A 22,882-nucleotide genomic window follows, 5' to 3' on the forward strand; every position below is an offset into this window, starting at 1 on the left:
TCCCTGTTGGTGGGGCGCCCATCGCAAACAGTCTCTGCCTGAGATGCAAACGAGAATCAGGCCGCTGTCAAGGATTCAGCAGAGACAGAGTTCGCCGCATGCTGTCACGCCCCCTGAACGCTTACAATTATGATTTCTGCAGACTTTGACCACACCGACAAACTCGCTGTCGAAAAAAAGGAGAAGTTGGAGTGGGTCACGCCAAAAATGACGTTCATGGTGGCGGAGGATACCGAGAAATCCTTTAAGACGGTTGAGAGTTCACCATCTCCGAATTCAGTTTACGGACCTCCGGCACCGGGACCTTCCTGACCATCTTGGCATAAACCCCGCCCACTCCAACAAAAACCAACAATACCAACGGGTCTGTAAAGACCCTTTTTGATGGCCTGGAGCATTGATTACCTGGCACCGTCTGTGCTGATTTGAGAATGTTGCCGCTTCTTCTGGGCGGCATCGCTGTTATTTCTGCATTGAATCAAATGAGTTTCCGCAACAAAGCAAGGCAGCAATGAGCACCACAAGATATTCACCTTGACGCCTATTCCTAAAGTTTATTTCCCCTCCAGCACAGCATTTGTGCCCTAACTGCTATTCAGGCAGTCGTCATCATTCCAGCGTGGTGCGTTGCAACGCCGAAACTGCTGGGCGATTTGCTGCCAGTGCTCGGGGAGTTGCTGCAGCGTCGGCAGGTTGAGCGGCAGTGATTGCTGACCAATGCAGTGCCTGTGGCGCTTGCTTTTGCCTTGTGCTCTTGTGGCAGTGCCTTTGAGCACCGCAATCAACTTGCTGCCCCATTGTTTGGTTTTGATGTCAGCGTGGGTGCCAAGTTGCAAAAAAGAAGGGTGCCAGTCACTCAATCCGTCTGCTTCTAATCGGCTGTAGTGGCCGTAGTTGCTATAAGGGTCATATAACCCTTTTCGCAAGCCTGTACCAGGGCCAATCACCCCCTATCGCCGCTCCCCCGTGCCAACCTGCTGGGTGATTCAGACCCGATCCAGCCGTTGTGGTCGCCAGCGACAAGCTTTTCTATTGGCTCTTCCAGCACCAACCGGATCGGATCCTGTCGCTGTTGCCTTCTCTGCCCGGGAGACGACCCTGGAGCGATTGATGGCGCAGGATAGGGTGAAAAGGTCGCTGTTCTCTCCAGACCTCAATCCATCGGTGGAGGTTCTAGGGGGCAGGGGCTATCGCTTGGCGGGTGTCCCCCATCGAGTTGGCGAAGCAACTGACTGCAGCATTCAACAAGCAGAGGAAGATGAGTTTCAATGACTCCCCAAACCAATTGATGGTTGATCGTGATATATTCGTGCGTGAGCTTGTTGCGGAAGCTGATGATCTGTGGACCCAGTTCAATCTGAGCAAACAGACCTTTTTCTCGGCGGGAGAGCTGGGCGAGAGCTTCTCCTATAATGGTGAACTCCCGCTCTATGGAAGAGCGTATGAGGCGACTATTGAGGTAATCGTTCAGGCTCATACCATCCACGGCTTGCATGATGGCGCAACCGGCATCAATCACATCGTCCAGAAAGGCCCGTGGATCACGCTTCATCGATCGGCCTCATAGATCAGCAGCTTAGAATCATTGATATCGCGGCGGACATACGGATTGCGGATGGCATCCGCCATCACCAGATCAACGGATTTACCGGTGATCGTGGTCAGTTGATTCTCTAGTCCGAAGTAGGCCTTCACCAGGTCTTCCGGCTCGATCTGCTGGAACTCCACCAACAGGTCCAAATCGCTACGGCTGGGGTCGAAATCATCGCGCAGGGCTGAACCGAACAGATGCATGCGCAGCACCTGATGCTTCCGGCAGGCGGCGGTGATCGCGTCAAGCTCGGGCTGGGCCAGGGAGAGGCTCATGGAAGCGGGGTAATCAGCTGGGCATTCACCTTTTCCAGTCTTGCCTGCCATGGCAACCACCTCCGCCCTCCGGGCCCGGGTGGCCGGCAGCAGCAGCGCCGCCGAGATTGATGACGTCATCGCCGCTATCCTGGTGGCACGCTTTAACGGCCGATCAATCCAGGAGCTCTGCGCCATGGGCGGCATCACCCTCGACGACTTCACCCAGAGCGTGGCCTATCGCGAGATCTTTGGGCGGGGGGAGGCCCGTGGCGTCGCCCTAGGTGAGGCCCGGGGAGAAGCCCGAGGAGAAGCCAAGGTCACCCTGCGCCAGCTGAGCCGCCGCTGCGGGCCCCTGAGCGCGGAGCAGGAAAGCGTGATTCGCAGCCTGCCACTGGAACGGCTGGAGGCCCTTGCCGAGGCCCTGCTCGATTTCGAGGGCATGGCCGATCTCAACGCCTGGCTGGCGGCCAACACCTGAAGCACCCGCCCACAGGACGCCGTCGTGGTCGCCAGCGACAAGCTTTTTTTTTGGCTGTTCCAGCAGCAACCCGATCGCATCCTGCCGCTGCTGCCCGATCTACCGGCTGATGCCAGGGGGTATAGGTTTTCGGCGCCGGTGCTCAAGGAGCGCGAATACCGGCTCGATGGCCTGTTTCTGCCGCCGCCAGAGCGGCCCGATCTGCCTGCGCTGATTCTTGAGGCCCAGATGGCCGCCGACGGCGGCTTCCTGCGGCGCCTCTACGCCGAAACCGCCCGGCTGCTGCAGCAGGAGCCGGGTATCGAGCGGTGGCGGGTGGTGGTGCTCTGCCCCTCCCGCCAGCTGCACTTCGGCGATCCAGCCCCGGTGGCGGAGTTTGTGGAGCAGCGGGTGCAGTGGATCGAGCTGCTGAGCGCCGCCGCCAACCCCACCGCGCCGGCCCTGGTGCAGGCCCTGGCCCTGCTGCTCCAGAGCGAGCAGGACCTGCCCGCCACCACCGCCGCCCTCCGGGCCCGGGTGGCCGGCAGCAGCAGCGCCGCCGAGATTGATGACGTCATCGCCGCTATCTTGGTGGCACGCTTTAACGGCCGATCAATCCAGGAGCTCTGCGCCATGGGCGGCATCACCCTCGACGACTTCACCAAGAGCGTCGCCTACCGCGAGATCTTTGGGCGGGGGGAGGCGCAGGGTGAGGCCCGAGGAGAAACCAAGGTGACCCTGCGCCTGCTGAGCCGCCGCTGCGGGCCCCTGAGCGCTGAGCAGGAAAGCCTGATTCGCAGCCTGCCGCTGCCGCAACTGGAGGCCCTTGCCGAGGCCCTGCTCGATTTTGAGGGCATGGCCGATCTCCACGCCTGGCTGGCGGCCAACGCCTGAAGCTGCCGCCCTCCCCATCCGGCGGTGTCAGAGCGGACCTGGGCCCGGAGCGGCTCAGCCCATCACCGCGGCGATGATCGCCGCCTGACGGCGAGCTGCCTGGGCCAGAACGGATCCGCCCGGGTGATCGGCGGCCTCGGCGGCAGAGGTCAGCCGCTCCAGCAGGCCGATGTTGGCCGCGCCGAGGGCCTCAAGCCCCCGCTGGGCCAGCCGCTGCGCTTCCACCTGGCCGTGGCCCCGCCGCTGCAAGCCCGCCTGCAGCGGCAGCTTGAGCAGGGTTCTCACCCGCTCGGGATGCCCCCGGTGGCAGCAGAGGTGGCTGAGCCGCACGCCGCCCTCCTCCAGCTCCACGCGCGGGGGGTCGAGCGGATGGGCGGGGCGGCGCCCCACCTGGTGCTCCACCTGGATCAGACCCACCCCCTCCACGTTGATCGGCAGTGGTGCGCAGTGGGCGAAGGGCGTGGAGGGATCGGCATGGCCGTAGTGCAGGGCCAGATCCAGCCCATCGCGGCGGTGGCCGTAGTGGGCGAAGCATTCGCCGCTGCCCACCGGCTGGGCGGTGGCCATCCGCATCGCACCTGCCTCGATCCGGAGGGGAGCGCCGTGGTGGTGATGGTTGAGCAGATCGATCAGCGGCAGCAGCACCTGGCGGCGCGGCCCGTTCTCCGGTTTAGCTTTCCAGCCGAAGCTGCGGGTGGCCAGGAACCGCTCCGCCGCCGTGGGCTCCTGCGGGCCGTTGCCGTGGTGAGGCTTGAGCGGCCGCAGCGCCTCGGCCACCGCCGGGCAATGCTCCACCAGTCGGGCGGGGTGCTGGGTGCTCCACCAGCGCAGCTTGCTTGTGGCGTTGTAGAGGGCCACATGCAGCTGCAGCAGCTGCCGCTGCACGGGGGTGGTCGTTTCGGGGGGGGGCGAGCAATTCGAGAGCGTTGGCGCCATCACTCCAACGGGCCCCGGCGATCGGCACCAGCAGGTGGGTGGGCATCGTGATCAAGGGCCCGGTGGTACCCGGTGGTGCCAGCAGCCGCATGGCTCCCTCGGCCACCTCCGCCCGCAGGTGTGGGTGCCACTGGGCGCCCTGGGCGGCGCACAGGGCTGCGATGTCGCCCAGCAGCGCCGTTGCTGCCCCCTGATCGCTGGCAAGGGTGAGGGGAGGGGTGTTCATCCGGCGGGAGGGATGGGCCCGGGCCATCAGTGTGCCACTGCGGTGAGCGCAACCGCTGCAGTTGTGCGCCAAGCACCCCGCCTAACCTGAAGCCCACGCCTCCCTCGGGGAAATGACCCTCGCCCCCCCTGCTTCCGCCGCCCCGCAGGCGCCAGCCACAGGTCTGGAGCCCCTTGTGCTGCCGACGGGCCTGAAGCTCACCCCGGAGCAGTTCGCCCTGGTGTGCGAGGCGAACCCCGAGGCGGTGCTGGAGCTGGCGGCCGATGGCCAACTGATCGCGATGACCCCAACCGGAGGAGATACCAGCGCCAGGAACAACCTTCTTAGTGCGCGCCTGCAGGTCTGGGCCCTTGGCCAGGGGGGCTGGAAGGTATTTGACAGCTCCACCGGCTTCCGCCTCCCCGATGGCTCCGTGCTCAGCCCCGATGCGGCCGTGGTGCGTCTGGAGCGGTGGCAGGCGCTCACGCCCGAACAACGCCGAGGCTTCCCGCCCTTGTGCCCGGACCTGGTGGTGGAGCTGGTGAGCCCCTCGGATGAGGGCCCCCGCGGCAGCGAAGCCCTGCGGCGCAAGATGGCCTCCTACCTCGCCAATGGCGCCCAGCTGGGCTGGCTGCTGTTTCCAGAACTGCGGGCTGTGGAGATCTGGCAGCCGGGGGCTGATCCAGCGGCGCCGGTGGTGATGCAACGCATCGAGGCGGCCGAGGCGCTGGAGGGGGGCGAACTGCTGCCGGGGCTGCGGTTGGAGCTGGCGGAGATCTGGGAGGGTTAGCCTCGATGGCAAGGGCTTTAAACCCTGGGAACAAGCCCTCATTCGCTCTATTTTGTGCCCATGGAATTAATCCGCGGCACCTTCTCCCTCAGCAACCCACCCGGCCCGATCTGGCGCCGCTGGAGGTGACGGCCCTAGCCGACAGCGGAGCGGTTCATCTGTGCATTCCGGATCACCTGGCGATTCAGCTGAACCTGGCGGAACTGGAGCGGCGAGAGGTGGTATTGGCCGATGGCCACTGCCGTAGCGTGCCCTACGTGGGGCCGGTGGAGGTGCGTTTCCGCAACCGCCGCTGCTTCACCGGCGCGATGGTGTTAGGCCATGAGGTGCTGCTCGGCGCCATCCCGATGGAGGACATGGACCTGGTGCTGCGGCCCCAGCTGCAGAGTGTGGATGTGAACCCCGAGAGCCCGAATCTTCCGCTCAGCGTGGCGATGGCAGCCCTCCATCCCCACAACCCCGCCTAACCTCAAGTCCATGCCTCCACCGGGGAGATGACCCTCGCCCCAACCCCTACCGGCTGGCAGCTGCTCCACTACCGCAGCCGCGGGAGAGCAGCTGAACCCGCCACCCTTACACCGGCCCCGGAGCGGAGGACAGCCGTCGCCGACCGGAGCCACTGCTGAAACCGCAGAGGCCGAGAAGTTGGTTAACCCAAACTGCAAATATCTCGGCCACGCTAAATTCAACTTTCTGCCCCTTGATTCTACCTCGCGGTCTTGGGTAAGCATTGCCGTGGCCCATGCCCGCAGGCCCGAACCCGCACCTTCTCACGGCAGGAGAATAGCCCTAAACCTTCTCACAGACCTTCTCACATCCAAGCCTGAAGGAACATAAGCCTCATTGCAGCACAGGCGATTTGGCTAACCAAACGAAAAGCTTCCCAAGCTGAACGTCGCCGGTTCGAATCCGGTCACCCGCTTTCAATCCAGGGCTGAGAATCGCTGAAGGTCAAGCGTACGGCCGCTCACGCATCGACTGGCAGAAGGCCAGTAGGAACCAGGCGATGACAGGCAATGCCAGGGAGCGGCAGCGACCTTCTCACAGAGTTCCTCTCAGGACTGCGCCATTGATTCGTCAGGCATTCACCTGCGCGGGGTGAACTCATGGGCCGTCGTGCCCTGGATGGTGCGGAATCACGGCTGGGCGGAGGTTGCCTACTTAATTCGGCCCAACATCATGTCCTGAGGTAATCAGGGCAAGCCGCTTCAGCATCAACGACCGCTCGCCTGACACTGCAATAACAGGGAAACAATTCCCCAGGACGGCCTCCAAAATTGCTGGAGACCAGCCGGGCACCACCCACTCGATCCAGACCCACCCAGCGACCTTTCCAGAGACCTGGCTGGAGACCTAGGGTGTGGAGTATTGCCTTCCTGTCCCGCTGATGGCCCACCGTGTACTCGCCGAGACTGCCGTGAGCATCTCGGAACACAAGAAAAACCCCATGGCCACCCTGGCGGCAGGAGAGGGGATGGCCGTCGCGGTGCTCAACCGCAACGAGCCGGCCTTCTACTGCGTGCCGGCCAGGGCCTACGAAGAACTGATGGATCTGGTGGACGACCTGGAGCTGGGCCGCATCGCCGATGCCCGGCTGACAGACGGCCAGGAGCCGGTGCGGGTCAGCCTCGATGCCCTTTGAGCTGGCATTTCACCCGGAAGCCCTTCGGGAGTGGCGGAAGCTAACGCCAGGAACCCGAGAGCAGTTCAAGAACAAGTTGGCCGAGCGGCTGACTGAGCCCAGGATCCCCGCGAGCAAATTGCGTGGATCCTCCAACCGCTACAAGATCAAGTTGCGGGCCGCCGGGTACCGTCTGGTCTACGAGGTGCGTGACCATGAGCTCCTCGTGCTTGTCGTGGCAGTGGGCAAGCGGGAGCGCAATGTTGTCTACCAACATGCCGATCAGCGCTGAAGCGCATGCCGCATGGCCGACGCCAAGCCCTCTGATCTAGATCGGCTGCGCCGGGAGAACGCCCGCTTGATTGGGCTTCTGGAGGCCCACGGCATCGCCTGGCGATCCGGCGAACCTGCCCCAACGGAAACCGCGCCGATTGCGAAGGCCGCACCTGCCAACGGCCCCAGTTCCACGCAGGAGAAGGTGGCGCTGTTCCGGCACCTGTTCCGCGGTCGCGACGACGTCTACGCTCTGCGCTGGCAGAGCAACAGCAACGGGCGCTCGGGCTATGCACCGGCCTGCGCCAATGAGTGGCGCCCAGGCATCTGCGAGAAGCCACGGATCTCCTGCCGCGACTGCAACCACCGCGAGCTGCTGCCGCTCAGCGATGCAGCGATCTACGGCCACCTGGCCGGAGACCACACCATCGGCCTCTACCCCCTGCTGGACAACGACCATTGCCACCTGCTGGCCGTCGACTTTGACGAGCAGGACTGGCGTGACGATGCCCGGGCCTTTCTGCGCTCCTGCCGGGAGCTGGCGGTGCCGGCCGCACTGGAGATCTCCCGCTCTGGAGACGGTGCTCACGTGTGGGTGTTCTTTGAGGAGGCCGTATCGGCGCGGGAGGCCCGCCAGCTGGGGGCGGCCCTGATCAGCCACACCTGCAACGCCACGCGTCAGCTGCAGTTGAGCTCCTACGACCGGCTGTTCCCCAACCAGGACATCCTGCCGAAAGGCGGCTTCGGCAACCTGATCGCCCTGCCGCTGCAGAAGGAACCTCGGCAGCGGGGCTGCAGCGTGTTCGTGGATGACGACCTGCAGCCCTATCCCGATCAGTGGGCCTATCTGGCAACCCTGCAGCGGCTGTCGATGGCGGGACTGCAGAGCGTGCTTCAGACCGCCACCGGCGGTGCCCATCCGCTCGATCTCAGCTTCATCGACGAGGAGGACCTGGCGACCCCGTGGAAGGCACCTCCTGCAATTGCGAAGCTCAGCGGACCGCTGCCAACCTCCCTCACCCTCACCCTGGCCGATCGCCTCTATGTGGAGCGCTCGGCCCTGCCGCAGCCATTGCTCAATCGCCTGATCCGCCTCGCCGCCTTCGCCAACCCGGCCTTCTACAAGGCTCAGGCGATGTGCCTGTCGGTATGGGACAAACCGCGGGTGATCGGCTGCGCCGAGAACTTTCCCCAGCACATTGCCCTGCCGCGGGGCTGCCTGGAACCCGTGCAGACCCTGCTGAAGGAGCAAGGGATCAGCTGGGAGCTGATCGATGAACGCCAGAACGGCTTACCGCTGGAGCTGGTGTTCACGGGCCAACTTCGCAATGACCAGGAGACCGCCGTGGAGGCAATGCTGCGCCATGACATCGGCGTGCTGCAGGCGCCAACGGCGTTCGGGAAAACAGTGGTGGCAGCAGCGATCCTGGCGCGCCGCAGGGTCAACACCCTGGTGCTGGTGCATCGGGCGGAGTTGCTGCGCCAATGGCAAGAGCGGCTCCACGCCTTTCTGGATGTCGCTCCTGAGGCGATCGGATGCATCGGTGGTGGCAAAGCCAAGCCCACCGGCCAACTCGACATCGCCGTGATGCAGTCGCTGGTTCGGAAGGGGGAGGTGAACCCCGTGGTGCAGAGCTACGGGCAGGTGATCGTCGACGAATGCCACCACATCGCCGCCGCCTCCTTTGAAACGATCCTCAGGCATGTGAAGGCCCGCCACGTGCTGGGGTTGTCGGCCACCCTGGTGCGCCGGGACGGTCTGCAGCCGATCCTGTTCATGCAGTGCGGCCCCATTCGCCACTCCGCCCAGCGACCTGCCGGGGCGCCCAAGACCCTGGAGCTGGTGAGCCGCACCCATCAGCTCCCTGCACTACCGGCCGATCTGCCGATCCAGGAGCTGATGCGTCGCTTGGCGGAGGACCCACGCCGCACCGAGCGGATCGTGGTCGAGGCTCTCGCCTGCTGGGGTGATGGCCGCAAGCTGCTGCTGCTCAGTGAGCGCACCGATCACATCACCGCGATTGCCGGTGCGCTGGCCGAGCAGGTAGCAAACCTGTTTCTGCTGCATGGCCGCCTGAGCGCACGCCAACGCAGCGCCAGCCTGGCCGCGCTGGAAGCGTTACCTCCTGATGCACCCCGCATTGTGCTGGCCACCGGCCGTCTGGTGGGTGAAGGCTTCGACCATCCACCACTCGACACCCTGTTGCTGGCGCTGCCCGTGTCGTGGAAGGGCACACTGCAGCAATACGCCGGCCGCCTGCATAGACAACAGAGCGGCAAGACAAGCGTACGCATCATCGATTGGCTTGATCTCGGCCATCCGATCACGCAACGGATGTGGGAGCGACGGCTGCGGGGCTATCGGGCCATGGGCTATGCGCTGCTTGCAGATCAGCTATCGATGGCAAGCGCCTGATCGAAAGCTTCTCACAGACCTTCTCACATCCAAGCCAGAAGCCTTACGAGACTCACAGCGGTACAGGCAGTTCGGCCAATCAATCGAGAAGCTTCCCAAGCTGAACGTCGCCGGTTCGAATCCGGTCACCCGCTTGATGGATAACTGAAGAGAGAACATCTGAGAAGCAGTCAATAGCGTGAGGCTGATTGCATTTTTCGGGCACAGGGCAGCTCTGTTCAGACCTCGCGTCCTATCAGCTCCATTGGCCATAGCTGGCGAACCGCCTGGGCTTGCCCTGCGATCGGTTGGGAACGGCGCAGATCGGCAGCCGGAGCACCATCACGGTCAGCAGGTGCAGGCACAAAACGGGGCTGGCCCGCCATGCCATCAGCCCGGCGCCCAGCAGGGCGGTCGGCAGACCGGCACCGCCCGATTTTCCGCATGGCTGCCTGCCCCAGGGTCTGGGGAGAGCCCGCGTTCAGGCGCGGGGTTTGATCAGCTGCAACACCTGCAGACCGAGACCACCGGCACGCCGTTCGCAATCAAGGGCCTCCAGAATCGTCCGCGCCGAAGCTTCAAGATCACCTTGCGTGGCCGCCACACGCGCCTGTTCGTTGAGGGTGGCCGCCTGGAGCAGGAGGCGCTGGCGAGCAGTGGGATCGGACAGCGGCGAGACGCTGGACCTTGCGCGTGGTGGGGTTTCCAACGCCAAGGTGACGGGGGCAGACGGGCTGGAGACAATCATGGCCGGCGAGGATGTCGCAGTATCAAAGACGTTCACAACGGGCCGGCTGGCATCCAACAGTCCCCTTCGTTTTGGAATCTTACTGCACAACATATGGTCCAGTGCCAACAGGAGACACCTGGCACAAAAAAGTGATGATTAGGGAGGTGTTGAATGGTCTCCCCATCGTCCTCTCCTGGGATCCGATCAGGTGCCGGGTTCCTCCTGATTGCCACCCAGGGCGGCGATCTGCGCGCGCAACTGGTCGGAGCGCTGCAGATCGCCGCGGGTGAGGGCGACGGCCAGGGCGAACTCCAGCTTTTCGAGCTGGTGGTCACCTTCTTCCTGGGAGTGGCGGCGTAACTGGCAGTGGGGGGCAGGGATGGCCGCGCGTGGGGCGGGGTTCTGCCCGTGGATGGGGCTGGAGGAGGACTGGTAAGGGGAAGTGGGGAAGGCCATGACCCGCTTTCTTTTCATTTTGACACCCCTGACCAGGGGGGTGCGCGGCCTCAGGCGGCTGAGGCGTAGGGGACGTCTCCGTGGCTGTCGTACCCAGAGGACGCCTCGGAGCTGACGCCGATCTCCAGCAGATGGCGGCAGTCCTGCAGCAGACGCTCGACGTTGTCGAGGCTGGCCAGTTCTTCCGGCTCCGGTCGGGCCTGGTTCGACGCCTGCAGCTCCATCGCCGCCAGACGCTGCTCCAGGGTCACCAGGCGCTGGGAGAGGGCATGGATGGTTTCGGCGAGATCTTCAGCATTGCGGCTGATGCGGAACGACACCGAGGCGGGGGCCATGGCGGGGAAAGCAACGGGACTGTGCCGCATGACAACACACTCGGGCAGCCCCCTCAAGCATCCGCGGCAGCGATCTCCCAGAGTGGGTCCTGCTGATCGGTCTCCATGGCGATGCACCAACCCTTGCATCTGTTGCTATATGTCGTGGCAGGACTCGCCGGCGGCCTGCTGGCCCTGCGCACCGGCATCCCGGCGGCTCCGCTGGCCGGGGCCCTGCTGGGGGCCGCCCTGGTCAGCGTGACGGGCCGACTCGAGGTGGCCCAATGGCCGGTCGGTTCCCGCACCCTGCTGGAAATCGGCATCGGCACGGTGATCGGCACCGGCCTCACCGGCACGGCCCTGCTGGAGCTGCGTCAGCTGTGGCGGCCCGCCCTGTTGATCACGGTCACCCTGGTGGTCACCGGCCTGGTGGTGGGCTTCGGCTGCAGCCGCCTGATGGGCGTCGACCCGGTGGTGGCCCTGCTGGGGGCGGCCCCTGGGGGCATCAGCGGCATGAGCCTCGTGGGAGCGGAGTTCGGCGTGGGGGCGGCCGTGGCCAGCCTGCACGCGGTGCGCCTGATCACCGTGCTGGTGATCCTGCCGCTGGTGGTGAAGCTGGTGCTCCCCTCCACCGCCGCCCCGCCAGGCGGCTGACCACCCTGGACAGCCGCGCAGGGGTCGATACGTTGGGCCACCTTGTTCTTTCCTTGCGGTCCGATGGCCCCACGCCACTTTCTCCTTCGCCGACTGGGCTCCCTGGTCCTGGCGGCGGCAGCCGGCCTGCTGGCCACCGCCGGCACCGCCCAGAGCGCTCGCGCCGGCAACGACATCGAGGGTCCCGGGGGCAAGGGCGCCCAGGTGTACTGCTTCATGCGCAACAACGGCAACGTCCACGAAGTCAGCTGGACGGCCGCCTATGCCCTGATCAAGCGCCAGAGCGCCGGTATGTTCAAGACCTCCCCCGAACATGCCGCGGTGATGATCACCGAGGCGGTGGTTCAGAACCCAGGCACCTTCCCCGATTGCGGCCGGTTCCTGGGCGACCTGTACGCGCCGCGCCCCTCCGGCAGCACCGCGACCAGCCCCGAACCCAGCCCCACCTCCATTTCCGTCGTCGGGGGTGGTAAGGCTGGTGGCAGCGGCATGACCCGGAGTGAGCGTTACAACTGAGCGGGCCGGCCTGCACGCCCCGGTCCGACACCGGCAACGCCGGCGGCGCCTGCTGCTGCTGCTGCCGGCCCTGCTCTGCGGCTGCGTTGAGCAGCCCCTGCCCGAGCGGCCGATCACCCGGGAGGACTGCCTGCGCACCGTGAAGCTGGAGGACCTCCCCAGCGCCCTGCAGCAGTGCGACAAGGTGGTGGCGGCCTTCCCGAAGGATCCCGGCCCCCTGAACGAACGGTTCCTGCTGCACACCCTGGCCGGCAACACCCTTGCCGCCTGCCGGGACATCGCCCAGGCCACCACCCTGGCCGCCGCGGTGCCCAAGGGCAAGCTGGATCCGATCCTGCGCCAGGACCTGGAGGTGCGGCAACGCAGCTGCCGTGAGAACGAACCCGCCCGCCCGGGGGGCTGAGTCAGGCCGCCCCTAGACGGTCTCGAGCCATTGACGCACCAGCGCCGGCAGGGCCCGCTGGCGTTGTAGCAGCAGGGAAATCCGTTCGGCCTTGCTGGCGATCAGGTCGTCCACCAGCCGGTCGGCGACGCCCAGTTGCAGCCAGTGGCTGGTGAGCGCGGCGCCCATGCCGATGCGGTGGCAGCGGTCTTCGGCCTGCTCGGCGTCGCCCGGGGTCCAGGGCCGCTCGACCAGCACCACGTGCCGGGCCCGGTGCAGGGTGAAGCCCAGGCCCCCGGTGCCGTAGGTGGCGATCAGCACGGGGCTGCGCCCCGACTGAAAGGCATCCACCAGCCTCTGCCGCCGGGCCGGGGGCACGGCGCCGATCAGGGGTCCGCCATCGTGCGCCTGGCCGAGCTGCCGGTGCAGGGCCAGGGCGGTGGCCACGAAAGCCGTGAACACCACCACCGCTTCGCCGCGGTCCTGCAGGTCGGCCACCAGTTCGGTGGTGGCGGCCAGCTTGTGGCGCGAAGCGATCTGACGCAGGGCCGTGAACACGGCCAGGGCTTCGGCATCGCGGCGCACCTCACCGGCCCAGGCCCGGCGGCGGAAGTCGTCGATCCGCTCCTGCAGGGCCCGCTCGAAGGCCTCGGCCTCGACGGCCTCGAGGCTCACGGGCCGCTCCAGCCGCTGCTTGGGCGGCAGGTCGAGGCACTGCCCCTTGCGCCGATGCAGCACCAGGGGCCGCACCAACCGCTGCAGCTCCTCCAGCTGGCTGGCGCCGCTGGCCTGCCAGATCCGCCGCCCCCCCTGCTCACGCCAGTGCCCCTGGCAGTAGCGCTCCTCGAAATGGCGCTGGTCGGCCCCCAGGGGATGGCCGATGGCCGCCAGCAGGGGAAACAGCTGGACCGGCCGGCCGTTCTTCATCGGCGTGCCGGAGAGCAGCCAGATCGCCCGCAGGCGCGGATGGCGAGCCAGCCGCAGGAACGCCTGGGTGCGGACGGCGTGGATCGTCTGGGCGAAGTGGGCCTCATCGGCGATCAGCACCGTGCCGGCGTCCGGCAGCTCGGCCGGCAGCCGGGCCCAGCTGTGCAGCTCCAGCCGCAGACCCAGCCCCGCCGCCTCCTGCCGCCAGTGGTGATGCAGCCCCGCCGGGGCCACCACCACCAGCCGGCAGTCGGCCAGGCGCACCAGGGCACGACCGGCCACCAGGGCGCTGAGGGTCTTGCCGAGGCCCATCGCATCGGCCAGCACGGCCCCGCGCCGGGCCAGCAACCAGCGCACCGCCTGACGCTGGTGGCGGAACAGCTGGCGGCCATCGGGCAGCTCTGCATCGGCGGCGGCCGCCGCCACCAGGGCCCGGTGGGGGGGCAGGGGCGGCAGGGGCTGGGAGAGCCAGGCGAACCACTGCTCCAGCTCCGGTGTGACCGGAAAGCGGCCGGCGCACTGCAGCTGCAGCGCCGCGGCCGCCTCGAGGGGGAACTGCCAGCAGCCACGGCGGCTGAGCCACTGCCCCCGGGGGCGGATGGCCCGCAGGTGCGCCTGGGTCACCGCGTCGAAGGGACTGACGACTTCGATCAGACCCGAGGCGCCCAGGCGCATCTGCACCAGGGGGGTGGCCAATGCGGCAAAAAGCAATCAAGAACACATTGACACCCGGGGCGCTGAGGGCAAACTTCCGCCAACCGAGGCGCGCTGATGCAGGCCAGGGATGGAGTCTTTCTCGAAGATCTCTGCCCCAAGCTGCGAGCGCGACGATGGCGACAGTCGCTGCACCGGATGACTGGTCGTCGGTGCCTTTATTGCGGCGAGGCCTCCGAATCCATCGACCACGTGCATCCGCTGAGCCGCGGCGGCCAGAGCATCACCGAAAACTGTGTGCCGGCCTGCCTGGGCTGCAACGGCCGCAAGGGCGACAGTGATGCCTTCACCTGGTACCGAAGCCAGCCCTTCTACGACCCACGCCGGGCGATGGCCCTGCGGGCCTGGACCGACGGCGACCTGCGCCTGGCGCTGCGGTTGCTGCAGTGGGTGGCGCCCGTTGAAGCGGAGACAGCCACGGCGGCCGAGGCCGAGGTGACTCACCAGACCCGGCAGGCCTCCACGCCGTTGTGGCGGTGGCAGATGGCCTCCTGATCGCGCGGCTGCTCCGGCGCCAGGAGCACGGCCCCCAGCACCAGCCCGATGGCCAGAAGCAGGGGCGTGGTGGTCCGTGCCCGGGGCATCGAGGCCAGGCGGCTGCCGTCGCCACCGGGGAGGGGGCGGCTGGCGGGGGGCACCGGTGCGAGGCCGACAGGGAGACTGGCCTGGAAGGACGAAACGGTCACGGGATGGGGATCAGACAGTGATACAGATGTACTGATGTCGACGGAATCTGTCAACCCGGCGGCCGCTGTCGCGCGGATCGAACACCCGGCACTTGCCGCTGCTGCCGCCGCCATCGGCCGGCTGCTGGTGCTCGGCGGGGGCTACACCGGTCGGCGTGTGGCCCAGGCGCTGGAGGCGGCCGGCGTGCCGGTGCTGCTCTCCCACCGCCAGCCCTCCCCCGGCGGCAACGACCCGGGCTGGCTGCACTTCGATCCCGACCAGGGGGCGCTGCCCACCCCGGCGGACCTGGCCGGCGTCAGCCATGTGCTGGTGACGATCCCCCCCAATGCCGGCGGCCGGGATCCGGTGCTGGAGTCGCTGGAGGCGACATTGCGGCGCCTGGATCCGGCCTGGGTGGGCTACCTCTCCACCACCGGGGTTTACGGCGACACCGGCGGCGCCTGGGTGGACGAGACGAGCCCCACCCAACCCCTGCTGGAGCGGAGCCAGGCCCGACTGGCCTGTGAGCAGGCCTGGCGCCGCAGCGGCCTGCCGGTGCAGCTGCTGCGGCTGCCCGCCATCTACGGCCCCGGACGTAATCCGATGCTGAGCCTGCGCAACGGCACAGCGCGGCTGATCCACAAGCCGGGCCAGGTGTTCTCCAGGGTGCACGTCGACGACATCGTCGGCGCCGTGCTGCACAGCATCGCCCTGCCCCCCCAGGCCCGACCGGACACCCTCATCCTGGCGGACACCTGCCCGTGCCCCTCCAGCGAGGTCCTGGGCCTGGCCGCCCATCTGCTGCGCTGCCGGCTGCCGGAGGTGCAGCGCTTCGAGGACGTGGCGGCGGCCATGGGTCCGATGGCCCGCAGCTTCTGGAGCGAGAATCGACGGGTCAGCAGCCGGAGGCTCCAGGACGACCTCGGCTACCGCCTGCTCTACCCCACCTACCGGGAGGGATTGTCGTCCTGCAGCGGAGACTTCTTCTGAGAGCCGAAGATCGACGGGTCGATCATGGAAGAGACGCCCGTGTCCTTGCCGATCTTCTGCCAGTCCACCACGACCCACTCATTGCGGAAGGCGACCCCACCGCCGAGAAGCAGCGCACCCAGAAGCAGCAAGCGGATCATGAAGCGACGACCCCGACAACGCCCGATGGCATGAAAACTACAGCGGATCGCCTTGTGATCGCCCTGGGGGATCCCGCCGGCATCGGCGCCGAGGTGACCCTCAAGGCCCTCGCCCAGCCGCGCCCCGCCGGCCAGGAGGTGGTGCTGGTGGGCTGCGGCCGCTGGCTGCGGGACTGCCACCGACACCTGCTGACCTGCAGCGACGCCCCCCTGGCCGACCCCGACGACTTCGCCGTGGAGGACGTGCCCCTGGAGCAGCCGGTCGTCCCAGGGATCAGCAGTGCCGCCGCCGGAGCTGCGAGTTTCGCCTGGCTGACCCGGGCCGTGGCGCTGGTGGGGGCCGGCGGCGGCCGGGCCCTGGTGACGGCCCCGATCGCCAAGGCCAGCTGGCAGGCGGCCGGCCATGCCTATCCCGGCCAGACGGAGCGGCTGGCGGAACTCACCGGCAGCGCCGACGCCGGCATGCTGTTCACCGCCCTGCCCCCCGGCGGCGGCTGGCGGCTCAACACCCTGCTGGCCACCACCCACATCCCGCTGGCGGAGGTGAGCGGCCGGCTGACTCCGGAGCTGGTGAGCCGGCGGCTGGAGGCCCTGCTCGCCTTCTGCCATCGGTTCGAGGGCCGGCCGCGGCTGGTGGTGGCGGGCCTCAACCCCCATGCCGGCGAAGGGGGCCATCTGGGCCGGGAGGAACAGGACTGGCTGATCGCCACCCTGCGTCAGTGGCAGGGCCTGCATCCGGAGGTGCGGCTGGAGGGTCCCGTGCCTCCTGACACCTGCTGGCTGGAGGCGGCGGCCGCCTGGAGGGGGGAGGGTGACGGGGCCGACGGCTACCTGGCCATGTACCACGACCAGGGACTGATCCCGGTGAAGCTGCTCGCCTTCGACGCCGCCGTCAACACCACCCTGGGGCTGCCCTTCCTGCGCACCTCCCCCGACCACGGCACCGCCTTCGGGATCGCCGGCCGGGGCGTGGCCCGGGCCGCCAGCATGGCGGCGGCGATCCGCACCGCCTGGGAGCTGGGCTAGGCCGCCTTGATCCGCATCAGCACCTGACCGAATTCCACCGGGGTGCCGTTCTCCACCAGGATCTCCACCACTTCGCCGCTGAATTCACACTCCAGCTCGTTCATCAGCTTCATCGCCTCGAGGATGCAGACCGGCTGGCCGGCGCTGATGCGACTGCCCACCTCCACGAAGGGGGCCTCCCCCGGCGCGGAGGAGCGGTAGAAGGTGCCCACCATCGGGGCGGTGACGGCCTGCAGATCGCTGCGCACCGAAGCGGCCGGAGGGGGTGGAGCCGAGGGGCCGGGGGCGGCGCCGATAGGGGCGGCGGGAACGGGGGCCAGCGGGGGCGGGCCGGCCGGGGGCTGCACCATGGTGACCGTGGCCGGTGCCGGTGCCGGAGACGGAAGATTGCGGCGCACCTCCAGACGGAAGTCGTCGCCCTCGAGCTTGAGCTCCTGGATATCGCTGTCCCCGAGCAGGGCCAGCAACTGGCGCAGTTGGTCGTGATCGAGCTGCATGGCGATCAGGACTCCCGGCCCAGATAACTGTCGGTGCGGGTGTCGACCTTGATCTTCTCGCCGATCGTGATGAACAGGGGCACCATCACCTGGGCGCCGGTTTCGACGATGGCGGGCTTGGTGCCGCCGGTGGCCGTGTCGCCCTTGACGCCGGGGTCGGTCTGGGTGACTTCCAGCACCACCGAATTGGGCAGCTCCACCTCCAGGGGCTTGCCGTTCCAGGAGACCACGCTCACCTCCATTCCTTCCTTGAGGTATTTGCGGCCGTCACCGATCTGCTTGGCGGTCAGACGGGTCTCCTCGTAGGAGGCCATGTCCATGAAGACGTAATCGTCGCCCTCCATGTAGGTGTGCTGGAGGGTCGCCTTTTCCAGCTGGGCCTGGGGCATGGTCTCCCCGGCGCGGAAGGTCTTCTCCACCACGTTGCCGCTCTGCACGCCCTTGAGCTTGGTGCGCACGAAGGCCGAGCCCTTGCCTGGCTTGACATGCAGGAACTCGACGACGCGCCAGACCTGGCCATCCAGTTCGATCGTTGTGCCGGTACGAAAGTCGTTGCTGGAGATCATTCCGGCGGATCGGATCGGGGGATTGTACGTCTGGCTACAGACCCACCCCTGAGCCGTGGCAGGGCCGGGCCAGGGCCAGTTGTGCCAAAGTCCAGGCAGTCACAAGGGAAGCATGGACCGGCGACGCAGGCCCATCGGGTTCACCACCACGCTGGGTGCCAGCCTGGGCCTCCTGCTGACCCTGCTTCTCGCGGTCCCCGCCGCCTGGGCCTACCTGCCCCAGGGCAACGCCGTCAGCGATCCCACCGCCCTGCTGCGCAATGCCCTGCCGATCGAGCAGGGCGATCTTCAAAAGCTGCAGCACCGGCTGGAGGACACCAGCGACGATCTGCGGGCCAAGCGCTGGACCAGCCTGACCGGCTCCGTGCGCCGGGCCGAATCCCAGCTGGGCAGCAGCCGGGAGCGCATCCTGGCCAGCTTCGACCCCGCCGACCGGGCCACCGCCGCCTCCCTGCTGACCGACGCCGGCACCGATCTTCAGAAGCTGGCCGCCGCGGGCGAGGCCCAGGACCGGGACGGATTCCTGGCGGCCCGCCGGGAAGCCCTCGCCGCCATCGGCCGCGCCGAAGGTCTGCTGGTGGGGGACTTCCCCTTTGCCATCCCGCCTGAGTTCGATGCGCTGCCGCGGCTGCTTGGCCGCGCCACCGTGCGGCTGACCACCACCAAAGGCGACCTGATCACCGTCGTCGACGGTTACAACGCGCCCCTCACCGCCGGCGCCTTCGTCGATCTGGCCCAGCGCGGCTTCTACGACGGCCTGCCCTTCAACCGCGCCGAGGACTTCTACGTGCTGCAGACCGGTGATCCCGCCGGCCCGCTGACGGGCTTCGTGGATCCGGCCACCAAGCAGGAGCGCCAGGTGCCCCTGGAAATCAAGGTGCCCGGTGAGGAGGCCCCCTTCTACAACCAGACCTTCGAGGATCTGGGGATGTTCAAGGCCGAACCGGTGCTGCCCTTCGCGAGCAAGGGCACCCTGGGATGGGCCCACTCCGACGAGGCCCTGGGCGACGGCTCCTCCCAGTTCTTCCTGTTCCTGTTCGAGCCGGAACTCACTCCCGCCGGCCTCAACCTGATCGACGGCCGCTATGCCGCCTTCGGCTACGTGGTGGATGGCCTGGATGTGCTCGAGGAGCTCACCGCCGATGACGGCATCGTCAAGGCGACGGTGATCGAAGGAGCCGACAACCTGCGCCCCCATGCCTGAGGGGCCCACCCTGGCGGAGCTGGGGGAAACGGAGCTGATCCGGCGCCTCGGCGCGTTCGCCCCCCGGGGGCAGTTCGATGATGACGCCGCCCTGCTGGGTCCCGCCCTGCTCGGCCCGGCCGGCGGGGGGGGGGGGACCCAGCTGGTGCTGAACACCGACGTCCTGGTGGAGGACGTCCATTTCAGCGCCGCCACGATGGGCGCCAAGGACGTGGGCTGGCGGGCCGCCGCCGCCAACCTCTCCGACCTGGCGGCCATGGGCTGCCGCGACGCCGTGGGGCTCACCGTGGGCCTGGTGGCCCCTGGGGACACCCCGTGGGCGTGGGTGGAGGAGGCCTACATCGGCCTGACGCAGCTGCTGGGCGCCCATGGCGGCGTGCTGCTGGGGGGCGACTGCAGCGGCGGCCGCCAGCGACTGCTGGCCATCACCGCCATCGGCCGGCTCGTGGGCGGCCAAGGCGGACCGATCCGGCGCGGCGACGCCCAACCGGGCGACCAGCTGGTGTGCACCGGCGCCCATGGACTAAGCCGTCTGGGCCTGGCTGTGCTGCGGGGCGAGGGTCTCCCGGCCCTGGCGCCGGCCGTGCAGGAGAAGGCCATCCGGGCCCACCGGCGGCCCGTGCCCCGCTTCGATGCGGTGGCGGCCCTGGGCGCCAGCCGGCCAGGGGCCTTGCCCTGGCGTGTGGGCGGCTGCGACAGCAGCGACGGTCTGGCGGCGGCGGCGGCGGCAATTGCCGCCAGCAGCGGCTGCGGGGCCCGGCTGGAGCGCACCGCCCTGCCCCTGGATCCGGCCATGGCCGGCCTGCCGGCTGCGGAGGCCTGGTGCCTGGGGGGCGGCGAAGACTTCGAGCTGGTGCTGGCCCTGGACCCCGTTTGGGCGGAGGCCCTGATCGCGGCCCTGCCGGGCACGACCCGGATCGGCGAGCTGGTGGAAGGTCCAGCGGGGAACCTCGGCTGGAGCGACGGCAGACCGTGGCCGGAACCCTCCAGCGGGATCGGCGGTTTCCAGCACTTCGGCTGAGGGACCGGACCAACACGGCACCAGCTGGCAGCGAGCTGCGACTCAAGCGGAGCCCAACAAGGACATGCCGGCGATGAACGGTGACCAGCGCCGTACCCCTCAGAAGCTGCCCTGATGGCGCACCGGACCGGGATAGCGGGCCAGCAGCGCATCGGCGGTGATCAGCAGCAAGCCTTCGCGCTCGGCCTGGGCGAGCAGCAGGCGATCAAAAGGATCGCGGTGCAAGGGCGGGAGCTGGGCCACCGCCAGCACATGGGCGGCCTCAATCGGCAGCTCCACGAAACCACCATCAAGCAGCGTGCGCAGCAGCGACGGTTGCACCTGAAAACCCTCGCGCCCCAGGCCCGCCTTGATCACCAGCTCCCAGAGGGAAACCACGCTGAACCAAAGAGTGTGCTGCGGATCCTCCAGCAGCTCCCGCAGGGCGGGTCCCAGCCGGGACGGTTCACCCATGGCCCAGACCAGGAGGTGCGTGCGAGCAGCAGCTTCACAGCCCGCCAGAGCTGGGTGCGGAAGCGGACAGTCCCTCAAACAGATCGGCGATCTCCTCGGCGGCGATCTGGTCGAAGTCGTCGGGCACGGAGCACTGACCCGCCAGCAGACCGAGGCGGCGCCGGGGGGGAGTGGCGGCGTCCTCGGCGCCAGGCAGCCGGGTGACCTGCACCAGCGGCTTGCCCGCCTTGCAGATCACAAATCCTTGGCCCGCCACCGCCTCCGCCACCAGCCTGGAGAGGTGGGTCTTGGCTTCGTGCAGGTTGACCTGACGCACGGGAGCGCTGGATAGATGGACTTAGTTTAACCAAGTCAATGGGTTCGCCGCCTCACGGCCCCACTGGGCCATCGTCTCGCAGACTCCAAGCTTGCCGCGGCTCAGCCACAACACTGCTTCAGAGACGACGCTATTGCCGCCAAGGCGAAGAACACCCCCGAGACCAAGCTTCAGCCGGGTTGCTCGCAAGGTCAGCAAGAAAAGGAAATCACCCTTTCGGCGCTGGCCGCCGGCGGCGAAGGCGACAACAAAGGCCAGGGCCGAGAGCGGCAAGCGCACGGCGTCCTGAAGGATCACCCAGAGCTGCTGGGGAGCGGGCCCGCGCCAGCCCAGGCAGATCCGGCGCGGCCGCGGAGAACAGCCCCGCCTGCCAGGGGCATCAGCGATTTCTGGATTCAATCTCCCTGAGATAACGGCCCGGATCGTTGGTGGAGTGCTTCTGGCGACGGCCCAGCTTCAGGGGGAGCAAGCGTTTCCAACGGCCGATTGCCCGCGACCATTCCAACAACAGCGGCTCAGGGCTGAGCCGGCGCTGGGCACCGGCCGCGAAGGCGAGGGCGAAGGCCAGGGAGGAGACGGCGAGGCGCACGCCATCACTCAGGATCATCCACACCTGGTTGGGCGAAGGGCCGGAGACGCGATCCAGCAGCTGACGCCGGGCGGCCAGCAGATTGGCCTCCAGCTGGCGCCGCAGCTGGGGAAGCGGCAGGTTGCGATCGGCGGGGGTGAGCGTGGGTCCTCGCAGGCGCTGCATGCGGGCCTGCAGGTCGTCGACACTGGAGGCCGCCTGGATGGCCTGCAGCATCGCCCCTGAACGCCGCTCCGCATCGGCGCCGCGGGCAGAATCCTGCTGAATGGCCTGGCTGAGGCCACGCCAGGTGGCGAATCCCTGCAGCGGCAGCAGCAGCGCAAAGCCCAGGGTTGCTGCCACCGCCAGGCCGCGCCAACGCTTGCGCGCAGAAGCCAGGCGACCGTCGGCGGGATGCAGAGCTGAGGCGGCATGCAGCAGCACCAGGGCCAGCAGGGGCAGCGCCGCCTGATTGAGCAGAACTGAGCAGACATTCATCTGCCAGGCGGGATCGAGCGGCTGAACCGGAAACAACCGGACGGCGACCGAGACAACAAAGACGAAGACCAGGCTGCGGGCAGCGACAGCCAGCAACAGCGCCAGAGCAAGGCGCTCCTGCTCAGGCACGAGGGCGGGCGGCGGCGATGCGGGAACGCAGGCGACGACTGAAGCCAAAAGCGGTGGCTGCACCCATCGGCGGCAGGGGGCCAGGCACCGAAGCCGGCGCAGCCTGACCGAGCACCAGATCATCCACAGTTGCGTAGGCGTTTGGAGATCCAGCACCAGGCACGATCACCAGCGAGGTGAAGGGCGTGCCGCTGTTATCAAGCCAGCCAAAGAAATTGGTGGCTGAGCCGGTCACGACTGATTGGGTCGATGCACCGGGGTTCGCCGTGACCGTGATGACGCGATTGAGAAGATTGAAGGGGGTATCGGTATTAAAGAAATATCCACCCACGGCAGTAGGAGCTCAGGCCGTAAAATTTAACGTCAGGTTTTGATCGCTAAATTCGGTAGTTAAAGCCTGGGATCCGCCCACGGGCCCTGGGAACAATCCTAAATTTGCCACAGCATTATAGGTATAGCCAGGGATCGTTCTCGAAAGCGGCGAAGATTTACCGCCTGTCGTCAAATCATTGTAGTTGTCAGTGGACGAACTGGACAAAGCGGCAAGAAAAGCAGCGCGATCGGTGTACGTAGGGCTTGCTGAAATTTCCCAAGTCACGCCAGGTCGTACTGCAGCTCTTACAGCATGAGCGTTGGTATGAGGGACGACTAGAACTTCAGATAGCAACTAATTGCAGGCAAGACGCTTCACATGCC

At 67.2% G+C, this 22,882-nt stretch carries 33 protein-coding genes; 16 read left to right on the top strand and 17 right to left on the bottom strand.

Annotated features, from left to right (window positions below):
- Positions 1–584 precede the first annotated feature (584 nt).
- The 3 genes from KBZ12_RS16800 to KBZ12_RS16810 form a co-directional block, all read right to left on the bottom strand.
- Entirely contained in the window at positions 585–860 is a 276-nt protein-coding gene (locus tag KBZ12_RS16800; protein WP_254959179.1) for a hypothetical protein, read from the bottom strand.
- A 293-nt stretch (positions 861–1,153) separates the two neighbouring features.
- The gene (locus KBZ12_RS16805) at positions 1,154–1,552 is read right to left on the bottom strand and encodes a DUF86 domain-containing protein (RefSeq protein ID WP_254959180.1); all 399 of its coding nucleotides are present in this window, start codon (positions 1,550–1,552) and stop codon (positions 1,154–1,156) included.
- Positions 1,549–1,866, bottom strand: coding sequence for a nucleotidyltransferase family protein (locus KBZ12_RS16810; protein ID WP_254959181.1), 318 nt, complete (start codon positions 1,864–1,866; stop codon positions 1,549–1,551). Before KBZ12_RS16810 ends, KBZ12_RS16805 begins: the two co-directional genes overlap by 4 nt.
- Before the next feature lie 49 nt (positions 1,867–1,915).
- Here KBZ12_RS16810 and KBZ12_RS16815 point away from each other — a divergent pair, with 49 nt between their 5' ends.
- Together KBZ12_RS16815 and KBZ12_RS18570 are read left to right on the top strand one after the other, a co-directional pair.
- Positions 1,916–2,326: a DUF4351 domain-containing protein gene (locus tag KBZ12_RS16815; protein ID WP_254959182.1), complete on the top strand. Its 411-nt coding sequence runs from the start codon at positions 1,916–1,918 to the stop codon at positions 2,324–2,326.
- A 24-nt stretch (positions 2,327–2,350) separates the two neighbouring features.
- On the top strand, positions 2,351–3,199 hold the full coding sequence (locus KBZ12_RS18570; RefSeq protein WP_254959184.1) for a DUF2887 domain-containing protein: 849 nt from the start codon (positions 2,351–2,353) through the stop codon (positions 3,197–3,199).
- A gap of 54 nt (positions 3,200–3,253) precedes the next feature.
- On the opposite strand, the gene KBZ12_RS16825 is transcribed toward KBZ12_RS18570, so the two are convergent.
- A complete protein-coding gene (locus KBZ12_RS16825; RefSeq protein ID WP_254959185.1) occupies positions 3,254–4,135 on the bottom strand; it encodes a hypothetical protein in 882 nt (293 codons plus the stop codon).
- A 338-nt stretch (positions 4,136–4,473) separates the two neighbouring features.
- Here KBZ12_RS16825 and KBZ12_RS16830 point away from each other — a divergent pair, with 338 nt between their 5' ends.
- From KBZ12_RS16830 to KBZ12_RS16855, 6 genes are all read left to right on the top strand, one after another.
- Positions 4,474–5,130, top strand: a complete 657-nt coding sequence (locus KBZ12_RS16830; protein ID WP_254959186.1) for a Uma2 family endonuclease — start codon at positions 4,474–4,476, stop codon at positions 5,128–5,130.
- A 125-nt stretch (positions 5,131–5,255) separates the two neighbouring features.
- Positions 5,256–5,597, top strand: a complete 342-nt coding sequence (locus tag KBZ12_RS16835; protein ID WP_396101456.1) for a clan AA aspartic protease — start codon at positions 5,256–5,258, stop codon at positions 5,595–5,597.
- Between the two features lie 27 nt (positions 5,598–5,624).
- The gene (locus KBZ12_RS16840; protein ID WP_254959188.1) at positions 5,625–5,756 is read left to right on the top strand and encodes a hypothetical protein; all 132 of its coding nucleotides are present in this window, start codon (positions 5,625–5,627) and stop codon (positions 5,754–5,756) included.
- A 761-nt stretch (positions 5,757–6,517) separates the two neighbouring features.
- The gene (locus KBZ12_RS16845) at positions 6,518–6,772 is read left to right on the top strand and encodes a type II toxin-antitoxin system Phd/YefM family antitoxin (protein ID WP_254992760.1); all 255 of its coding nucleotides are present in this window, start codon (positions 6,518–6,520) and stop codon (positions 6,770–6,772) included.
- Complete coding sequence (locus tag KBZ12_RS16850) at positions 6,762–7,043, top strand: type II toxin-antitoxin system RelE/ParE family toxin (protein WP_254959190.1); 282 nt, start codon at positions 6,762–6,764, stop codon at positions 7,041–7,043. The genes KBZ12_RS16845 and KBZ12_RS16850 overlap by 11 nt, the downstream gene beginning before the upstream one ends.
- Before the next feature lie 12 nt (positions 7,044–7,055).
- Positions 7,056–9,440 (top strand): TOTE conflict system archaeo-eukaryotic primase domain-containing protein, encoded by a 2,385-nt coding sequence (locus tag KBZ12_RS16855; protein ID WP_254959191.1) that lies wholly within the window; start codon positions 7,056–7,058, stop codon positions 9,438–9,440.
- A gap of 460 nt (positions 9,441–9,900) precedes the next feature.
- Here the strand turns inward: KBZ12_RS16855 and KBZ12_RS16860 are convergent, their stop codons facing one another.
- The 3 genes from KBZ12_RS16860 to KBZ12_RS16870 form a co-directional block, all read right to left on the bottom strand.
- Positions 9,901–10,275 (bottom strand): hypothetical protein, encoded by a 375-nt coding sequence (locus tag KBZ12_RS16860; protein WP_254959212.1) that lies wholly within the window; start codon positions 10,273–10,275, stop codon positions 9,901–9,903.
- Between the two features lie 78 nt (positions 10,276–10,353).
- Entirely contained in the window at positions 10,354–10,605 is a 252-nt protein-coding gene (locus tag KBZ12_RS16865; RefSeq protein WP_254959193.1) for a hypothetical protein, read from the bottom strand.
- Between the two features lie 50 nt (positions 10,606–10,655).
- The gene (locus tag KBZ12_RS16870) at positions 10,656–10,940 is read right to left on the bottom strand and encodes a hypothetical protein (RefSeq protein WP_254959194.1); all 285 of its coding nucleotides are present in this window, start codon (positions 10,938–10,940) and stop codon (positions 10,656–10,658) included.
- Between the two features lie 111 nt (positions 10,941–11,051).
- Here KBZ12_RS16870 and KBZ12_RS16875 point away from each other — a divergent pair, with 111 nt between their 5' ends.
- The 3 genes from KBZ12_RS16875 (at position 11,052) to KBZ12_RS16885 (ending at position 12,492) form a co-directional block, all read left to right on the top strand.
- Positions 11,052–11,573 carry an AbrB family transcriptional regulator gene (locus tag KBZ12_RS16875; protein WP_254959210.1) on the top strand — a complete coding sequence of 174 codons (522 nt, stop codon included), beginning with the start codon at positions 11,052–11,054 and terminating at the stop codon, positions 11,571–11,573.
- Between the two features lie 63 nt (positions 11,574–11,636).
- Complete coding sequence (locus KBZ12_RS16880) at positions 11,637–12,089, top strand: DUF6554 family protein (protein ID WP_254959195.1); 453 nt, start codon at positions 11,637–11,639, stop codon at positions 12,087–12,089.
- On the top strand, positions 12,073–12,492 hold the full coding sequence (locus tag KBZ12_RS16885; RefSeq protein WP_254959196.1) for a hypothetical protein: 420 nt from the start codon (positions 12,073–12,075) through the stop codon (positions 12,490–12,492). The genes KBZ12_RS16880 and KBZ12_RS16885 overlap by 17 nt, the downstream gene beginning before the upstream one ends.
- Positions 12,493–12,504: 12 nt before the next feature.
- Here the strand turns inward: KBZ12_RS16885 and KBZ12_RS16890 are convergent, their stop codons facing one another.
- Entirely contained in the window at positions 12,505–14,073 is a 1,569-nt protein-coding gene (locus KBZ12_RS16890) for a DEAD/DEAH box helicase (RefSeq protein WP_254959211.1), read from the bottom strand.
- Between the two features lie 96 nt (positions 14,074–14,169).
- Here KBZ12_RS16890 and KBZ12_RS16895 point away from each other — a divergent pair, with 96 nt between their 5' ends.
- On the top strand, positions 14,170–14,607 hold the full coding sequence (locus tag KBZ12_RS16895) for an HNH endonuclease (RefSeq protein ID WP_254944536.1): 438 nt from the start codon (positions 14,170–14,172) through the stop codon (positions 14,605–14,607).
- On the opposite strand, the gene KBZ12_RS16900 is transcribed toward KBZ12_RS16895, so the two are convergent.
- Entirely contained in the window at positions 14,553–14,798 is a 246-nt protein-coding gene (locus KBZ12_RS16900) for a hypothetical protein (protein WP_254959197.1), read from the bottom strand. The two genes, KBZ12_RS16895 and KBZ12_RS16900, sit on opposite strands and share 55 nt — an antisense overlap.
- A gap of 34 nt (positions 14,799–14,832) precedes the next feature.
- Here KBZ12_RS16900 and KBZ12_RS16905 point away from each other — a divergent pair, with 34 nt between their 5' ends.
- Positions 14,833–15,768, top strand: a complete 936-nt coding sequence (locus KBZ12_RS16905) for an SDR family NAD(P)-dependent oxidoreductase (protein WP_254959198.1) — start codon at positions 14,833–14,835, stop codon at positions 15,766–15,768.
- On the opposite strand, the gene KBZ12_RS16910 is transcribed toward KBZ12_RS16905, so the two are convergent.
- Positions 15,726–15,908: a 4-hydroxythreonine-4-phosphate dehydrogenase gene (locus KBZ12_RS16910; protein ID WP_254959199.1), complete on the bottom strand. Its 183-nt coding sequence runs from the start codon at positions 15,906–15,908 to the stop codon at positions 15,726–15,728. The genes KBZ12_RS16905 and KBZ12_RS16910 overlap by 43 nt on opposite strands.
- 30 nt (positions 15,909–15,938) lie before the next feature.
- On the opposite strand from KBZ12_RS16910, the gene pdxA reads away from it, so the two are divergent.
- Entirely contained in the window at positions 15,939–16,934 is a 996-nt protein-coding gene (gene pdxA / locus KBZ12_RS16915; RefSeq protein WP_254959200.1) for a 4-hydroxythreonine-4-phosphate dehydrogenase PdxA, read from the top strand.
- Here the strand turns inward: pdxA and accB are convergent.
- Together accB and efp are read right to left on the bottom strand one after the other, a co-directional pair.
- Entirely contained in the window at positions 16,931–17,431 is a 501-nt protein-coding gene (gene accB, locus KBZ12_RS16920; protein ID WP_254959201.1) for an acetyl-CoA carboxylase biotin carboxyl carrier protein, read from the bottom strand. The two genes, pdxA and accB, sit on opposite strands and share 4 nt — an antisense overlap.
- A 5-nt stretch (positions 17,432–17,436) precedes the next feature.
- Positions 17,437–17,997: an elongation factor P gene (gene efp / locus KBZ12_RS16925; protein WP_216907098.1), complete on the bottom strand. Its 561-nt coding sequence runs from the start codon at positions 17,995–17,997 to the stop codon at positions 17,437–17,439.
- Positions 17,998–18,109: 112 nt separating this feature from the next.
- Between efp and KBZ12_RS16930 the strand changes: the two genes are divergently transcribed.
- Together KBZ12_RS16930 and thiL are read left to right on the top strand one after the other, a co-directional pair.
- Positions 18,110–19,201, top strand: coding sequence for a peptidylprolyl isomerase (locus KBZ12_RS16930; RefSeq protein ID WP_254959202.1), 1,092 nt, complete (start codon positions 18,110–18,112; stop codon positions 19,199–19,201).
- Positions 19,194–20,222 carry a thiamine-phosphate kinase gene (gene thiL / locus KBZ12_RS16935; protein WP_254959203.1) on the top strand — a complete coding sequence of 343 codons (1,029 nt, stop codon included), beginning with the start codon at positions 19,194–19,196 and terminating at the stop codon, positions 20,220–20,222. The genes KBZ12_RS16930 and thiL overlap by 8 nt, the downstream gene beginning before the upstream one ends.
- Before the next feature lie 99 nt (positions 20,223–20,321).
- Here the strand turns inward: thiL and KBZ12_RS16940 are convergent, their stop codons facing one another.
- The 5 genes from KBZ12_RS16940 to KBZ12_RS16960 all read right to left on the bottom strand — a co-directional run bounded on the left by KBZ12_RS16940 (position 20,322) and on the right by KBZ12_RS16960 (position 22,517).
- On the bottom strand, positions 20,322–20,753 hold the full coding sequence (locus KBZ12_RS16940; RefSeq protein WP_254959204.1) for a type II toxin-antitoxin system VapC family toxin: 432 nt from the start codon (positions 20,751–20,753) through the stop codon (positions 20,322–20,324).
- The gene (locus KBZ12_RS16945; protein WP_254959205.1) at positions 20,710–20,991 is read right to left on the bottom strand and encodes a type II toxin-antitoxin system Phd/YefM family antitoxin; all 282 of its coding nucleotides are present in this window, start codon (positions 20,989–20,991) and stop codon (positions 20,710–20,712) included. Before KBZ12_RS16945 ends, KBZ12_RS16940 begins: the two co-directional genes overlap by 44 nt.
- A gap of 21 nt (positions 20,992–21,012) precedes the next feature.
- A complete protein-coding gene (locus tag KBZ12_RS16950; RefSeq protein ID WP_254959206.1) occupies positions 21,013–21,288 on the bottom strand; it encodes a hypothetical protein in 276 nt (91 codons plus the stop codon).
- An 82-nt stretch (positions 21,289–21,370) separates the two neighbouring features.
- Positions 21,371–22,186, bottom strand: coding sequence for a hypothetical protein (locus tag KBZ12_RS16955; protein ID WP_254959207.1), 816 nt, complete (start codon positions 22,184–22,186; stop codon positions 21,371–21,373).
- A complete protein-coding gene (locus KBZ12_RS16960; RefSeq protein WP_254959208.1) occupies positions 22,179–22,517 on the bottom strand; it encodes a hypothetical protein in 339 nt (112 codons plus the stop codon). Before KBZ12_RS16960 ends, KBZ12_RS16955 begins: the two co-directional genes overlap by 8 nt.
- Positions 22,518–22,882: the final 365 nt, after the last annotated feature.

Source organism: Cyanobium sp. Cruz CV13-4-11 (assembly GCF_024346055.1).
GTDB lineage: Bacteria > Cyanobacteriota > Cyanobacteriia > PCC-6307 > Cyanobiaceae > Cyanobium.